The sequence below is a fragment of the Staphylococcus sp. SB1-57 genome (assembly GCF_017086425.1).
Lineage (GTDB): Bacteria > Bacillota > Bacilli > Staphylococcales > Staphylococcaceae > Staphylococcus > Staphylococcus warneri_A.
The window spans coordinates 871,245-886,543 of record NZ_CP070964.1; the positions used below are offsets into that span (position 1 = coordinate 871,245).

Here is a 15,299-nt window from a genome sequence, read left to right on the forward strand (position 1 = left end):
TATGAGGGGCGTAAAAGCAATTCAGTTGTTACCTAGTTAAATTGAATTATGATAAAATACTAATAAAAGAATGGTCGAAATGGAGAGATACGAGTGTACCAATTTGAAGACGACAGTTTGATGTTACAAAATGATTTATATCAAATTAATATGGCTGAAAGTTATTGGAATGATGGTATTCATGAAAGAATGGCTGTATTTGATTTATACTTTAGAAGTATGCCATTTAATGGTGGTTATGCTGTTTTTAATGGACTTAAACGTGTTATAGATTTTATGGATAATTTTGGTTTCTCAGAAACAGATATTGAATATTTAAGATCAATTGGTTATCAAGATGACTTTTTAGATTATCTGAAAAATTTAAAATTTACAGGACATATTCATTCAATGCAAGAAGGAGAAATATGTTTTGGAAATGAACCGTTGATGAGAGTAGAAGCCCCATTAATTCAAGCTCAATTGCTGGAAACAGTATTATTAAACATTATTAACTTCCACACGCTCATTGCTACGAAAGCAAGTCGTATTCGTCAAATAGCGAATGACGATATTCTTATGGAATTTGGGACACGTCGTGGTCAAGAGTTAGATGCAGCATTATGGGGTGCTAGAGCTGCTTATATTGGTGGTTTTAATTCGACAAGTAATGTACGAGCAGGAAAATTATTTGGAATACCTGTATCAGGTACACATGCGCATGCACTCGTACAAACTTACGGTGATGAATACATTGCATTTAAAAAATATGCAGAACGCCATAAAGATTGTGTATTTTTAGTAGATACCTTCCACACTTTAAAATCAGGTGTACCTACAGCTATTAAAGTTGCCAAAGAATTAGGTGATAAAATCAATTTTATAGGTATACGTTTGGATTCAGGGGACATCGCATATCTTTCTAAAGAAGCACGTCGTATGTTAGATGAAGCAGGATTTAAAGATGCCAAAATAATCGCGTCCAATGATTTAGATGAGGAAACAATAACAAGTCTGAAAGCACAAGGTGCTAAAGTAGATTCATGGGGTGTAGGTACGAAACTTATAACTGGCTTCGACCAACCAGCATTAGGTGCTGTATACAAATTAGTTGCTATTGAAAATAGTGATGGGGAATACAGTGACCGTATCAAATTATCTAATAATGCAGAAAAAGTTACGACACCTGGTAAGAAAAATGTATATCGAATCATTAATAAGAAAACTGGTAAAGCTGAAGGGGATTATATTACTTTACATGGTGAAGATCCAACTAAAGAAAAACCTTTAAAATTATTCCATCCAGTCCATACATTTAAAATGAAATTTATTAAATCATTTGAAGCTATTGATTTACATCATGCTATTTTTGAAAATGGTCAACTCGTTTATGATTTGCCAAATGTTCATGATGCCCAAGCTTATTTAACAGAAGGACTTAAAACATTTTGGGACGAAAATAAACGTTATTTAAATCCACAAGAGTATCCAGTTGATTTAAGTACTGCTTGTTGGGAAAATAAACATAAACGCATCTTTGAAGTGGCTGAGCATGTTAAAGAAATGGAGGAAGACCATGAGTAATTTACAAGATATCGTAGTAAGAGAGATGAAGGTAAAACCTCAAATTGATGTTGAAAAAGAAGTACAAGAGATTAAACAATTTGTAAAGAGTTATGTACAATCTCATTCATTTATCAAATCATTAGTGCTGGGTATTTCTGGTGGTCAAGATTCAACATTAGCTGGTCGCCTTGTTCAATTAGCTGTTAATGAATTACGTGAAGAAGGTAGAGAATGTCAATTTATAGCTGTAAAACTACCTTATGGTGTCCAGTCAGACGCAGATGAAGTAGAAGACGCGCTAGCCTTCATTAACCCTGACCAAACGATTACCGTCAATATTAAACCTGCAGTAGATACAAGTGTAAAATCACTACAAGAAGCAGGGATTCAATTAACAGATTTCCAAAAAGGAAATGAAAAGGCAAGAGAGCGTATGAAAGTACAATTTTCAATTGCTTCCAATCAATCAGGTATTGTTGTGGGAACGGATCATTCTGCAGAAAATATCACTGGGTTTTATACTAAATATGGTGATGGTGCAGCTGATATCGCGCCATTATTTGGACTGAATAAACGTCAAGGTCGAGCTTTACTAAAATATTTAGATGCGCCAGCACATTTATATAAAAAAACACCTACAGCAGATTTAGAAGAGGATAAACCACAATTACCTGATGAAGAAGCTTTAGGCGTAACTTATAATGATATAGATGACTATTTAGAAGGCAAAGAGGTTTCAAGCGAAGCGAAAGAAACGATTGAAAATCATTATGTTAAAAATGCACATAAACGTGAACTCGCTTATACACGTTATTCTTGGCCTAAAAATTAGAAAGTAAGCTATAAACGAATCGAAATGTAGAACATACTTTTTAATCAATTTTACAATTAATGATGCTATTAATTATTTTATAATACTAAAGTTAAAATTTGACGTGACAAAGCTAAAAATGCCTGTTAAAATAATTTGAATTTCAAGTAAGAAAAGAGGAATAATATGTCAGCGATTGCTCAAAACCCTTGGTTGATGGTGTTTGCTATCTTTGTAATCAATGTGTGTTACGTCACATGTTTAACAATGAGAACCATTTTAACTTTAAAAGGTTACCGTTATGTGGCTGCGATTGTAAGTTTTGTTGAAGTATTGATTTATGTCGTAGGTCTAGGATTAGTAATGTCTAGTTTAGATCAAATTCAAAATATTGTCGCATATGCATTTGGCTTTTCTATTGGTATTATTGTAGGTATGAAAATCGAAGAGAAATTGGCGCTTGGATACACTGTCGTTAATGTGACATCTTCAGAATACGAGTTAGATTTACCCAATGAACTTCGTAACTTAGGGTATGGTGTTACACATTATGAAGCGTTTGGACGAGATGGAAGCCGCATGGTTATGCAAATTCTCACACCAAGAAAATATGAATTAAAGTTAATGGATACCATAAAAAACTTAGATCCAAAAGCCTTTATCATTGCTTATGAACCAAGAAATATTCACGGTGGTTTCTGGGTTAAAGGCGTACGTAAACGTAAACTTAAAGCGTACGAACCAGAAGAATTAGAAAGTGTTGTTGAACATGAAGTATAAAGTAAATGATAATGAGACGATTTCTGATTGCCTACAAAGAATGAAAGCCGATGGTTATATGCCTACAAGACGCATTGAAAAACCAATTTATAAAGAAAATAAAGATGGAAGCTTAGAAGTTTTAAAACAAGATATCATTTTTATTGGTAAGAAGATAACTGAATAAAATATGACAGAGACCACTCAATAAGTTGTTTTGAGTGGTTTTTATTTTGGAATTGTGTTTGACTAAAATATGAAATAAAATAGGAATGTAAGCTAATTAGAATTATACAATCGATAAGTATTCTGTTAGAATTAAAGTAAATCGTCAAAGACGAACTTTTAAGTTTATTTTGCAGTTAATGTACAGATTTTGTGATTTAAAATATGAATATACATACGATAGGAGTTTAAAAAATGATTGAACGTTATTCTAGAGAAGAAATGTCGTCTATTTGGACAGACCAAAACCGATATGAAGCTTGGCTTGAAGTAGAAATTTTAGCATCTGAAGCATGGAGTGAACTAGGATATATTCCAAAAGAAGATGTTCAAAAAATTCGCCAAAATGCAAAAGTAGATGTGGAACGTGCTAAAGAAATAGAATTAGAAACTAGACATGATGTCGTCGCATTTACTAGACAGGTTTCAGAAACATTAGGTGACGAAAGAAAATGGGTTCATTATGGTTTAACTTCTACTGATGTTGTTGATACAGCACTTAGTTATGTTATTAAACAAGCAAATGATATCATCGAAAAAGACTTAGAAAGATTCATCAAGGTTTTAGAAGAAAAAGCTAAAAATTACAAATATACGTTAATGATGGGTAGAACACATGGTGTACATGCTGAACCAACGACGTTCGGTGTCAAAATGGCATTATGGTACACAGAAATGAAACGTAATTTAAAACGTTTTAAAGATGTACGTGAAGAAATAGAGGTAGGAAAAATGAGCGGTGCGGTAGGTACTTTTGCTAACATTCCACCAGAAATTGAAAGTTATGTTTGTAAACATTTAGGATTAGGTGCAGCACCTGTTTCAACTCAAACTTTACAACGTGATCGTCACGCTTACTATATCGCAACATTAGCACTTATAGCCACTTCATTAGAAAAATTTGCAGTTGAAATTAGAAATCTACAAAAAACTGAAACACGTGAAGTTGAAGAAGCTTTTGCTAAAGGTCAAAAGGGATCTTCAGCAATGCCACATAAACGTAATCCAATTGGTTCTGAAAATATTACAGGTATTTCTCGTGTGATTCGTGGTTATATTACTACTGCTTATGAAAATATACCGTTATGGCATGAACGAGATATTTCACATTCATCTGCAGAACGTATCATGTTACCAGACGTAACAATTGCCTTAGACTATGCCTTAAATAGATTTACAAATATCGTAGATCGTTTAACAGTATATGAGGATAATATGCAAGCGAATATCGATAAAACATTTGGTTTAATTTATTCACAACGCGTATTACTTTCTCTAATCAATAAAGGTATGGTACGCGAAGAAGCGTATGATACAGTGCAACCAAAAGCTATGAAATCTTGGGAAACGAAAACACCTTTCAGAGATTTAATAGAACAAGACAGTAAGATTACAGATGTTTTATCTAAAAAAGAATTGGATGAATGCTTCAATCCTAAACATCATTTAAATCAAGTCGACACTATTTTTAAAAGAGCAGGCTTAGAATAACTTTAGAAATTAAATTGAAATCCTATACAAATTCAATTAAAACTACTACACTTTAACTTGTTAGTAAGTTAAAATAGTAAAAAGAATATGCATATAGGAGCTGTTATGATGCAAATTGAAAAATTACGTGGGGATGCATTAAATGAATTATTTGATGCAATTCTTACATTAGAGAATAGAGAAGAATGTTATCAGTTTTTCGATGATTTATGCACAGTGAACGAAATTCAATCACTTTCTCAACGACTACAAGTTGCTAAAATGATTAAACAAGGATACACATATGCAACAATTGAACAAGAATCAGGCGCGTCAACGGCAACAATTTCTCGAGTGAAGCGTTCTTTGCAATGGGGCAATGATGCCTACACAATGATATTAGATCGCCTTAATATCGATACAAAAGAATAAAATAATACGAAACGATCGTAACTATTAAAGTTTAACGGCTATAATATGTGAACGATCGTTTCTTTTTTAGTGTCAAAAGTAAAAAATAAGTTGTACAATTTCACGTTAACTGTTTAGAACTAGCATGTTAAAAATGATATAATTTAAGGTATGTTAAAAAAAGGAGTTTCACGTAATGTATGATATTAAACAATGGCGTCATGTATTTAAATTAGACCCTGCAAAGTCTATTTCAGATGATGATTTAGATGCGATTGGTATGTCAAATACTGATGCAATCATCATCGGGGGTACTGATAATGTAACTGAAGATAACGTCATTCATTTAATGAGTAGAGTACGACGTTATCCATTACCACTTGTTCTTGAAATTTCTAACTTAGAGAGCGTTATGCCAGGTTTTGATTTTTACTTTGTGCCTACAGTCTTAAATAGTAACAATGTAAAGTATCATAATGGAATGCTACTAGAAGCCTTAAAGGAATTTGGACATGTGATTAATTTTGAAGAAGTCGTCTTTGAAGGTTATTTAGTAATGAATGAGGATAGTAAAGTTGCACATCAAACAGAAGCAAAGACGCAGTTAGATATAGATGATGTAGATGCATATGCATTAATGACCAATGAATTATATCGTTTCCCAATAATGTACCTCGAATATAGTGGAGAATATGGGGATGTAGAGAAAGTTAAGTCGGTAGCAAACACACTAACGACAACACAATTATTTTATGGTGGCGGTATAACATCATTATCACAAGCACAAGAAATGGCTGAGTTTGCTGATACAATCGTCGTTGGTGATATTGTATATCGAGATATAAAGAAAGCATTGAAAACAGTTAAGATAAAGGAGTCTAGTAAATGAATTCATTAGTAAAGAATATGAATGCAGAGCAAAGTGAAGCTGTCAGAACAACAGAAGGCCCACTATTGATAATGGCAGGTGCAGGATCTGGTAAAACACGTGTGTTAACACATAGAATCGCTTATTTATTAGACGAGAAGGATGTATCACCTTACAATATTTTAGCCATAACATTTACGAATAAAGCTGCTAAAGAAATGAAAGCAAGAGTAGAACAATTAGTAGGCGAAGAAGCACAAGTAATATGGATGTCTACATTCCACTCAATGTGCGTTCGTATATTACGTCGTGATGCAGATCGAATTGGGATAGAACGCAATTTCACAATTATTGATCCAACTGACCAAAAATCTGTAATTAAAGACGTTTTAAAAAATGAAAATATCGATAGTAAACGTTTTGAACCACGAATGTTTATTGGTGCGATTAGTAATTTAAAGAATGAATTAAAAACGCCAGAAGATGCTCAAAAAGAAGCTAATGATTTTCATTCACAAATGGTTGCTACTGTCTATAAAGGCTATCAACGTCAACTTTCAAGAAATGAAGCGTTGGACTTTGATGATTTAATTATGACAACGATTAATTTATTTGAAAGAGTGCCAGAAGCTTTAGAATATTATCAAAACAAATTCCAATATATTCATGTTGATGAGTATCAAGATACAAACAAAGCACAATACACACTCATTAAATTGTTAGCAAACAAGTTTAAAAATTTATGTGTTGTAGGTGATTCAGATCAATCTATCTATGGTTGGCGTGGTGCGGATATCCAAAATATTTTATCATTCGAAGAAGACTATCCAGACGCGAAAACAATCTTCTTAGAACAAAACTATCGTTCAACTAAAACAATCTTAAATGCGGCTAATGAAGTCATTAAAAACAATACTGAAAGAAAGCCTAAAGGGCTATGGACTGCCAATACAGGCGGAGATAAAATAAATTATTACGAAGCAACAACGGAACGTGATGAAGCAGAATATGTTGTTCGTGAAATTATGAAGCATCAACGTAATGGTAAAAAGTATAGTGATATGGCTATATTATATAGAACCAATGCACAATCACGTGTACTTGAAGAAACATTTATGAAATCAAACATTCCATATACAATGGTTGGCGGACAAAAGTTCTATGATCGTAAAGAAATTAAAGATTTATTAAGTTACTTAAGAGTCATTGCCAATAGTAATGATGATATTAGTTTACAACGTATTATTAACGTACCTAAACGAGGTGTAGGGCCGTCTTCTGTTGAAAAAATTCAAACTTATGCAGTGCAAAATAATATCAGTATGTTTGATGCATTAGGCGAAGTTGATTTTATTGGATTATCTAAAAAGGTAACTCAAGAATGTATCGCTTTTTATGAAATGATTCAAAATCTTATTAAAGAGCAAGAGTTTCTTGAAATTAGTGAAATCGTAGAAGAAGTATTAGTTAAATCTGGATATAGAGACATGCTTGATAGAGAACAAACTTTAGAATCACGTAGTCGTCTTGAAAACTTAGATGAATTTATGTCAGTCCCAAAAGATTATGAAGAGAATACACCATTAGAAGAACAATCATTAATTAATTTCTTAACAGATTTATCACTCGTAGCAGACATTGACGAAGCGGATACCGAATCAGGTGTTACATTAATGACTATGCACTCTGCGAAAGGTCTAGAATTTCCAATTGTGTTTATCATGGGTATGGAAGAGTCATTGTTCCCTCATATAAGAGCAATAAAAAGTGATGATGATCATGAAATGGAAGAAGAACGACGTATTTGTTATGTGGCAATCACACGAGCAGAGGAAACGTTATATATTACAAATGCAACAACGCGTATGTTATTTGGTCGTTCTCAATCCAATATGCCATCACGATTTTTAAAAGAAATACCTGAAGATTTAATGGAAAGTCATTCTGGTAGTAAACGACAAACGATTCAGCCTAAAGCAAAACCAACTCAAAAACGTGGATTTAGTAAACGTACAACATCATCTAAGAAACAAGTCACATCTTCAGATTGGAAGGTTGGAGACAAAGTAACACATAAAGCATGGGGAGAAGGCATGGTAAGTAACGTTAACGAAAAGAATGGTTCTGTTGAATTAGATATTATCTTTAAATCAGAAGGACCTAAACGTTTACTTGCACAATTTGCACCAATTGAGAAAAAGGAGGATTAGTGAATGAGTGAATTACAAAATCGTGTGAATGAATTGCATGATTTATTAAACCAATATAGCTATGAATACTATGTTCAAGATAATCCATCAGTGCCAGATAGTGAATATGATAAATTATTACATGAACTCATTCATATTGAAGCAGAACATCCTGAATTTAAGACACCAGATTCACCTACAGTTAGAGTAGGTGGCGAAGCGCAATCATCCTTTGAAAAAGTGAATCATGATACACCTATGTTGAGTTTAGGTAATGCGTTTAATGAAGAAGATTTAAGAAAGTTTGATCAACGTATACGAGAAAATATTGGCAAAGTAGAATATATGTGTGAACTTAAAATAGATGGTTTAGCGGTCTCTTTAAAATATGAAAACGGCCGTTTCGTACAAGGATTAACTCGTGGTGATGGTACGACGGGTGAAGATATAACTGAAAATTTAAGAACGATTCATGCCATTCCATTAAAAATTAAAGAACCACTTAATTTTGAAGTTCGTGGAGAAGCATATATGCCTAGAAAATCATTTATGAATTTAAATGAAGAAAAAGAAAAGAATGGCGAGCAACCTTTTGCAAATCCTCGAAATGCAGCAGCGGGATCATTACGTCAACTTGATTCTAAACTAGCTGCTAAAAGAAAGTTAAGTATTTTCTTATATAGTATTAACGATTTTACTGACTTTGAAGCTACGACTCAAAGTGGTGCTTTAGATGAATTAGATGAATTAGGTTTTAAGACAAATCATGAACGAGAAAGAGTATCTGATATAGACGGCGTGCTTAAATATATTGAAAAATGGACAGCTGAAAGAGAAATGTTACCTTATGATATAGATGGCATTGTTATCAAAGTTAATGATTTAGAACAACAAGATGAAATGGGATTCACTCAAAAATCACCTCGATGGGCAATTGCCTATAAGTTTCCAGCAGAAGAAGTCGTTACAGAACTATTAGATATTGAATTAAGTATAGGACGTACAGGCGTTGTTACACCTACGGCAATACTTGAACCAGTGAGAGTAGCAGGTACGACTGTATCAAGGGCTTCATTACATAACGAGGATTTAATACATGAAAGAGATATCAGAATTGGTGATAGTGTCGTTGTCAAAAAAGCAGGTGATATTATCCCAGAAGTTGTGAGAAGTATTATTGATCGTCGACCAGAAGATGCTGAAACATATCACATGCCGACACATTGTCCAAGTTGTGGACATGAGTTAGTAAGGATTGAAGGTGAAGTGGCCTTAAGATGTATTAATCCAAAATGCCAAGCGCAGTTAATCGAAGGTCTTATTCACTTTGTTTCACGTCAGGCAATGAATATTGATGGTTTAGGTACAAAAATTATTCAACAGTTATATGAAAATGATTTAATCAAAGATGTTGCCGATATCTTTTATTTAGAAGAAGAGGATTTATTACCTCTAGAACGTATGGGAAGTAAAAAAGTTGAAAATTTATTAGAAGCTATAAAACAAGCTAAATCACAGTCGTTAGAACATTTATTGTTTGGTTTAGGTATTCGTCATTTAGGTGTAAAAGCAAGTCGTGTTCTAGCTGAAAAATATGAAACAATGGACCGACTTTTAACAGTAACTGAAGAAGAATTAATTGCTATTCATGATATTGGTGGTAAATTAGCACAATCAGTAGTCACTTATTTAGAAAATGATGACATTCGTGCATTAATTCAAAAATTAAAAGATAAAGATGTTAATATGATATATAAAGGTGTTAAAACTACTGAAATTGAAGGACATCCAGATTTTAGTGGAAAGACAATTGTATTGACTGGTAAATTAGAGCAAATGACACGTAATGAGGCTTCACAGTGGTTACAAATGCAAGGTGCAAAAGTGACGAATAGTGTCACTAAGAGTACAGACATACTAATTGCTGGAGCTGATGCAGGCTCTAAATTGACCAAAGCAGAAAAGTTTGGCACGGAAATATGGACTGAAGAAGAATTTGCAACAAAACAAAATGAAATAAACAATGAGTGAGGTACGTCGATGAAGCGAACAATTATTTTACTTATCTCGACAATTTTTATTTTAGCCGCATGCAGTAACGATAAAGATAAATCATCTGACCAAGAAGCAGATCATACTAAAGGAAGTCATTCATCTCAAGTTAAACAGGTGGCAACAGATAAAAACGTACAAGGCGATAATTATCGTACGATTTTACCATTTAAAGAAAGTCAATCACGTGGGTTATTACAAGATAATATGGCAAATAGCTATAACAGTGAAGGCTTTGAGAGTGGTCTGTTAGAACTTAGTAAAGAAGTCTTTCCTACAGATAAATATTTATATCAAGATGGACAATTTTTAGATAAAAAGACAATCAATGCATATCTTGACCCTAAATATACTAAAAAAGAAATTGAAAAAATGAGTGAAAAAGATAAGAAAGATAAAAAGGCTAATGAAAATTTAGGTCTTAATCCTTCTCACCAAGGAGAAACCAATCCAACAAAAATAGCTGAAAAGTCACCAGCGTATTTATCTAATATTTTAGAACAGGATTTCTATGGTAATAGTGATACTAAAGGTAAGAATATTAAAGGTATGACCATAGGTTTAGCTATGAATAGTGAATATTATTACCAAAAAGAAAAAGATGGTGAAACGTATAGTAAGAAGTTAAATGACAAAGAAATAGAGAAGCAAGGTAAAGCAATGGCGAGTGAAATATTATCTAGATTAAGAGAAAATAGTGATTTAAAAGATATTCCAATTCACTTTGCTATATATAAACAAAGTAGACAAGAATCTATTACACCGGGGGAATTTATTGCTGGTGCAACTGCTGATGATGGGCAAACGAAAATCAATGATTGGAAAACAATTAACGAGACAACTGCATTGTTACCTTCATCTACAGCAGGTAAATATGACGAATCATTAAATAATAACTTTAAACAATTTAATGATAACTTACAATCTTATTTCTCTAACTTCACACAAGCAGTAGGTAAAGTAAAATTCGTAGATAAAAAAGCAAAACAATTAACAGTAGATTTACCAATTGATTATTATGGTCAAGCTGAAACGATTGGTATCACACAATATGTGACTGAACAAGCTAATAAATACTTTGATAATATTGACGAGTATGAAATCAGAATTAAAGATGGTAATAATCCGAGAGCATTAATTAGTAAAAATAAAGATGATAAAGAACCACAGGTTCATATTTATCATAATTAATTACTAAAAATAAAAATGCGCGTAGCAAAGAATTGACCTTTGCTACGCGCATTTTTTTATTTTTCTTTGACAATTTGTTTTACTTTAGCTAAGTCTTGAATTACAAAGTCTCCAGGTGAAGCTGTTAATTTACTTACAATATATGTCACGATAACACTCACAAGAAAACCTGGAATGATTTCATACATACCGAATAATTCATTAATAGAAGCTAGTGGTTTAATCCAAGCTATCCATATAATCACGACTAAAGCGCCACTAATCATACCGCTAATAGCACCAGCTCTCGTCAAACCTTTCCAATATAATGAGAACAATACTAATGGGCTAAAAGAGGCACCAAAACCTGCCCAAGCATTACCAACTAAATTGAGAATCGTATCATTTGGATGCCAAGCAATTGCGATGGCTACGATAGCCACAACTAAAACAGATAACCGTCCTACCATTACAAATTCTTTTTGATGTGTTGCTGCCTTTTCTTCTCCACGAATCAGTTTATAAAAATCTTCAGTTAATGAGCTTGAAGTAACTAAAAGTTGAGATGAAATTGTGCTCATAATAGCAGCTAGAATCGCTGCAAGTAAAAATCCGCCAACTAGTGGGTGGAATAAAATTTGACTCATAATAATAAATAATGTTTCTGGATCTTCCATTTTAATATGACGTTCAGATATAAAGGCAATACCTGTTAATCCTACACAAACAGCACCAAGTAAGCCTATTGTCATCCAGCTAATTCCTAAGCGTCTAGCTTTTGGCAATAATTTATGAGATTTAATAGACATAAACCTAACAATAATATGAGGTTGACCGAAATACCCGAGTCCCCACGAAAATAGAGAAATAATACCAATTAATGTCGTGCCTCTAAATAAATCCATATTTGTTGGTTTCATTGCTGCTACTTCACTAAAAGTATCTAAACCATTTAATTGCATCATAGCTACAATAGGTACCATAACCATGGCGATTAACATAATGACACCTTGGAAAAAGTCTGTAATGGATACAGCTAAATATCCACCAAAAAATGTATAAAAAATAACAATAACGGCGACGAGAATTAATCCAAAGTGATAGTCTAATCCAAAGGCACTCTCAAATAACTTACCTCCAGAAACAAAACCAGAATGTGTGTATAAAGTGAAGAATATAACGATAATTAAGCCTGAAATAATTTTAATAATATTTCGTTGGTCATTTAATCTGTTCTTAAAGAAATCAGGGAGTGTAATGGCATCTCCTGCAATTTCTGTATAAACTCTTAGCCTAGGCGCTACAACCCAATAATTAATATAAGCCCCAAGTGTTAGACCGATGGTTATCCAAATAGCTGATAATCCAGTACTATAAACAGAACCTGGTAGTCCCATAATCATCCAACCACTCATATCAGAAGCTCCTGCGGATAGTGCAGTTATGTAAGGTCCTATATTACGACCACCCAACATGAATTCACTTAAATTACCAGTTGCTTGCTTATAGCCATAAAACCCTATAATGAGCAAAATAATAAAGTAAATGGCAATCATGATGTAAGTTTGCCAATTTGTATCAACTTGTTGATTTAGTGCAGTCCCCAAATATAGCATATTAACCACTCCCTCTTATCAATGTATTAATTTGTGTCACATGTAATATTATACATTATAGTTAAATGTTTAGAAAAGTGAAAAAATAAAATTTTATTTTTAAATAACTGACAAAACTGTGATGTAGCGCTTACATTACAAATTTTAATTAATATTGCCACTTATAAATATTGCATAATCATAAATGATTAATATAAGATCTTGTATTTTAATAGAAATATATGATAAATACATATAAATAAGTTACACCCAAATGAATCAATCATTGATAATCGGATTTCGTAATGTAAATGTCTAAAAACACGTTCGAAAAAGTGGAAACAGTGATTTAAATTGTTATCACTCAATAAATACTTAGATTTTTAAATGAATATTTGATACAATTTAGTGATGAATGAGTAATAAGGAGGCTTTTATTTAATGACTAAAGTAACACGCGAAGAAGTTGAACATATAGCTAATTTAGCCAGACTTCAAATTTCTCCTGAAGAAACGGATGAAATGGCCAATACGTTAGAGAGTATTTTAGATTTTGCTAAACAAAATGATAGTGCAGACACTGAAGGTGTTGAACCAACATATCACGTTTTAGATTTACAAAATGTATTACGTGAAGATAAAGCTATCGAGGGCATTCCTCAAGAATTAGCATTAAAAAATGCAAAAGAAACTGAAAATGGACAATTTAAAGTTCCAGCCATCATGAATGAGGAGGACGCTTAAGATGAGTATTCGCTATGAGTCTGTTGAGAATTTATTAACTTTAATTAAAAATAAAGAAATTAAACCATCACAAATTGTAAGTGATATTTATGATGCTATTGAAGAAACTGATCCTACAATCAAATCTTTCTTAGCATTAGATAAAGAAAATGCGATGAAAAAAGCACAAGAATTAGATGAATTACAAGCAAAAGACCAAATGGAAGGCAAATTGTTTGGTATCCCAATGGGAATTAAAGATAATATCATAACAAAAGATTTAGAAACAACATGTGCAAGTAAAATGTTGGAAGGTTTCGTACCTATCTATGAATCAACTGTTATGAATAAATTGCATAATGAAAACGCAGTCTTAATTGGTAAATTAAACATGGACGAATTTGCAATGGGTGGTTCTACTGAAACATCTTACTTTAAGAAAACAGTGAATCCATTTGATCATACTGCAGTCCCAGGTGGTTCTTCAGGTGGTTCGGCTGCCGCTGTAGCAGCAGGTTTAGTACCATTTAGTCTAGGATCAGATACTGGTGGCTCTATCCGTCAACCTGCATCTTATTGTGGTATCGTAGGTATGAAACCAACATATGGCCGTGTGTCACGTTTTGGCTTAGTAGCATTCGCTTCATCATTAGACCAAATTGGACCTTTAACTCGTAATGTTAAAGATAATGCATTAGTGTTAGAAGCTATTTCTGGTATAGATCCTAATGATTCAACAAGTGCTCCAGTGGATGATGTTGACTTTACTTCTGATATTGGGAAAGATATTAAAGGCTTAAAAGTAGCACTTCCTAAAGAATATTTAGGTGAAGGTGTTAGCGAAGATGTTAATGCATCAGTAAAAAATGCGGTCGAAACATTAAAATCATTAGGTGCAGAAGTAGAAGAGGTATCATTACCTAATACGAAATATGGTATTCCATCATATTATGTTATTGCTTCATCAGAAGCATCAGCAAACTTAGCTCGTTTTGATGGTATCCGTTATGGTTATCATTCTAAAGAAGCACAATCACTTGAGGAACTTTATAAAATGTCTAGATCAGAAGGTTTCGGTGATGAAGTTAAGCGCCGTATCTTCTTAGGAACATTCGCTTTAAGTTCAGGTTATTATGATGCTTTTTATAAAAAATCACAAAAAGTTAGAACTTTAATCAAAAATGACTTTGATAAAATCTTTGAAAAATATGACATAGTTGTAGGTCCAACTGCACCCACAACTGCATTTGATTTAGGTGATGAGATTGATGATCCATTGACTATGTATGCCAATGACTTATTAACTACACCAGTTAACTTAGCAGGTTTACCAGGTATTTCTGTTCCTTGTGGACAATCAAACGGACGCCCAATTGGATTACAATTTATTGGTAAACCGTTCGATGAAAAGACGTTATATCGTGTTGCATATCAATATGAAACACAATTCAACCTACATGACGCTTATGAAAAATTATAAG

Annotated in this window: 13 protein-coding genes; 12 read left to right on the plus strand and 1 reads right to left on the minus strand. The window is 32.9% G+C overall.

Annotated elements, in window-relative coordinates; genetic code table 11:
* The first annotated feature begins 93 nt into the window (after positions 1–93).
* From JX000_RS04275 to JX000_RS04320, 10 genes are all read left to right on the plus strand, one after another.
* Positions 94–1,563, plus strand: a complete 1,470-nt coding sequence (locus JX000_RS04275; RefSeq protein ID WP_075777797.1) for a nicotinate phosphoribosyltransferase — start codon at positions 94–96, stop codon at positions 1,561–1,563.
* The gene (gene nadE / locus JX000_RS04280) at positions 1,556–2,377 is read left to right on the plus strand and encodes an ammonia-dependent NAD(+) synthetase (protein ID WP_049423364.1); all 822 of its coding nucleotides are present in this window, start codon (positions 1,556–1,558) and stop codon (positions 2,375–2,377) included. Before JX000_RS04275 ends, nadE begins: the two co-directional genes overlap by 8 nt.
* Before the next feature lie 165 nt (positions 2,378–2,542).
* Complete coding sequence (locus JX000_RS04285) at positions 2,543–3,136, plus strand: DUF2179 domain-containing protein (protein ID WP_002452264.1); 594 nt, start codon at positions 2,543–2,545, stop codon at positions 3,134–3,136.
* Positions 3,126–3,302 carry an NETI motif-containing protein gene (locus tag JX000_RS04290; protein WP_124227753.1) on the plus strand — a complete coding sequence of 59 codons (177 nt, stop codon included), beginning with the start codon at positions 3,126–3,128 and terminating at the stop codon, positions 3,300–3,302. The genes JX000_RS04285 and JX000_RS04290 overlap by 11 nt, the downstream gene beginning before the upstream one ends.
* Before the next feature lie 233 nt (positions 3,303–3,535).
* Positions 3,536–4,831, plus strand: coding sequence for an adenylosuccinate lyase (gene purB, locus JX000_RS04295; RefSeq protein WP_002452266.1), 1,296 nt, complete (start codon positions 3,536–3,538; stop codon positions 4,829–4,831).
* Between the two features lie 108 nt (positions 4,832–4,939).
* Positions 4,940–5,242 carry a YerC/YecD family TrpR-related protein gene (locus JX000_RS04300; protein WP_002452267.1) on the plus strand — a complete coding sequence of 101 codons (303 nt, stop codon included), beginning with the start codon at positions 4,940–4,942 and terminating at the stop codon, positions 5,240–5,242.
* Between the two features lie 175 nt (positions 5,243–5,417).
* Positions 5,418–6,110 (plus strand): heptaprenylglyceryl phosphate synthase, encoded by a 693-nt coding sequence (pcrB, locus tag JX000_RS04305; RefSeq protein WP_124227752.1) that lies wholly within the window; start codon positions 5,418–5,420, stop codon positions 6,108–6,110.
* A complete protein-coding gene (gene pcrA, locus JX000_RS04310; protein ID WP_002452269.1) occupies positions 6,107–8,299 on the plus strand; it encodes a DNA helicase PcrA in 2,193 nt (730 codons plus the stop codon). Before pcrB ends, pcrA begins: the two co-directional genes overlap by 4 nt.
* A gap of 3 nt (positions 8,300–8,302) precedes the next feature.
* Positions 8,303–10,309, plus strand: coding sequence for an NAD-dependent DNA ligase LigA (gene ligA / locus JX000_RS04315; protein ID WP_206140926.1), 2,007 nt, complete (start codon positions 8,303–8,305; stop codon positions 10,307–10,309).
* 9 nt (positions 10,310–10,318) lie between these two features.
* Complete coding sequence (locus JX000_RS04320) at positions 10,319–11,521, plus strand: CamS family sex pheromone protein (RefSeq protein ID WP_124227750.1); 1,203 nt, start codon at positions 10,319–10,321, stop codon at positions 11,519–11,521.
* A gap of 56 nt (positions 11,522–11,577) precedes the next feature.
* On the opposite strand, the gene putP is transcribed toward JX000_RS04320, so the two are convergent.
* Positions 11,578–13,116, minus strand: a complete 1,539-nt coding sequence (gene putP / locus JX000_RS04325; protein ID WP_124227749.1) for a sodium/proline symporter PutP — start codon at positions 13,114–13,116, stop codon at positions 11,578–11,580.
* Between the two features lie 420 nt (positions 13,117–13,536).
* On the opposite strand from putP, the gene gatC reads away from it, so the two are divergent.
* Positions 13,537–13,839, plus strand: a complete 303-nt coding sequence (gatC, locus tag JX000_RS04330) for an Asp-tRNA(Asn)/Glu-tRNA(Gln) amidotransferase subunit GatC (protein ID WP_002452273.1) — start codon at positions 13,537–13,539, stop codon at positions 13,837–13,839.
* A 1-nt stretch (position 13,840) separates the two neighbouring features.
* On the plus strand, positions 13,841–15,298 hold the full coding sequence (gene gatA / locus JX000_RS04335; RefSeq protein WP_206140927.1) for an Asp-tRNA(Asn)/Glu-tRNA(Gln) amidotransferase subunit GatA: 1,458 nt from the start codon (positions 13,841–13,843) through the stop codon (positions 15,296–15,298).
* Position 15,299 lies beyond the last annotated feature (1 nt).

What these genes read in the sequence shown, in the direction of transcription:
- nadE (WP_049423364.1), top strand. Translation starts at nt 1,556, where the DNA reads ATGAGTAATTTACAAGATATCGTAGTAAGAGAGATGAAGGTAAAACCT.
- JX000_RS04285 (WP_002452264.1), top strand. Translation starts at nt 2,543, where the DNA reads ATGTCAGCGATTGCTCAAAACCCTTGGTTGATGGTGTTTGCTATCTTT.
- JX000_RS04290 (WP_124227753.1), top strand. Translation starts at nt 3,126, where the DNA reads ATGAAGTATAAAGTAAATGATAATGAGACGATTTCTGATTGCCTACAA.
- purB (WP_002452266.1), top strand. Translation starts at nt 3,536, where the DNA reads ATGATTGAACGTTATTCTAGAGAAGAAATGTCGTCTATTTGGACAGAC.
- JX000_RS04300 (WP_002452267.1), top strand. Translation starts at nt 4,940, where the DNA reads ATGCAAATTGAAAAATTACGTGGGGATGCATTAAATGAATTATTTGAT.
- pcrB (WP_124227752.1), top strand. Translation starts at nt 5,418, where the DNA reads ATGTATGATATTAAACAATGGCGTCATGTATTTAAATTAGACCCTGCA.
- pcrA (WP_002452269.1), top strand. Translation starts at nt 6,107, where the DNA reads ATGAATTCATTAGTAAAGAATATGAATGCAGAGCAAAGTGAAGCTGTC.
- ligA (WP_206140926.1), top strand. Translation starts at nt 8,303, where the DNA reads ATGAGTGAATTACAAAATCGTGTGAATGAATTGCATGATTTATTAAAC.
- JX000_RS04320 (WP_124227750.1), top strand. Translation starts at nt 10,319, where the DNA reads ATGAAGCGAACAATTATTTTACTTATCTCGACAATTTTTATTTTAGCC.
- putP (WP_124227749.1), bottom strand. Translation starts at nt 13,116, where the DNA reads ATGCTATATTTGGGGACTGCACTAAATCAACAAGTTGATACAAATTGG.
- gatC (WP_002452273.1), top strand. Translation starts at nt 13,537, where the DNA reads ATGACTAAAGTAACACGCGAAGAAGTTGAACATATAGCTAATTTAGCC.
- gatA (WP_206140927.1), top strand. Translation starts at nt 13,841, where the DNA reads ATGAGTATTCGCTATGAGTCTGTTGAGAATTTATTAACTTTAATTAAA.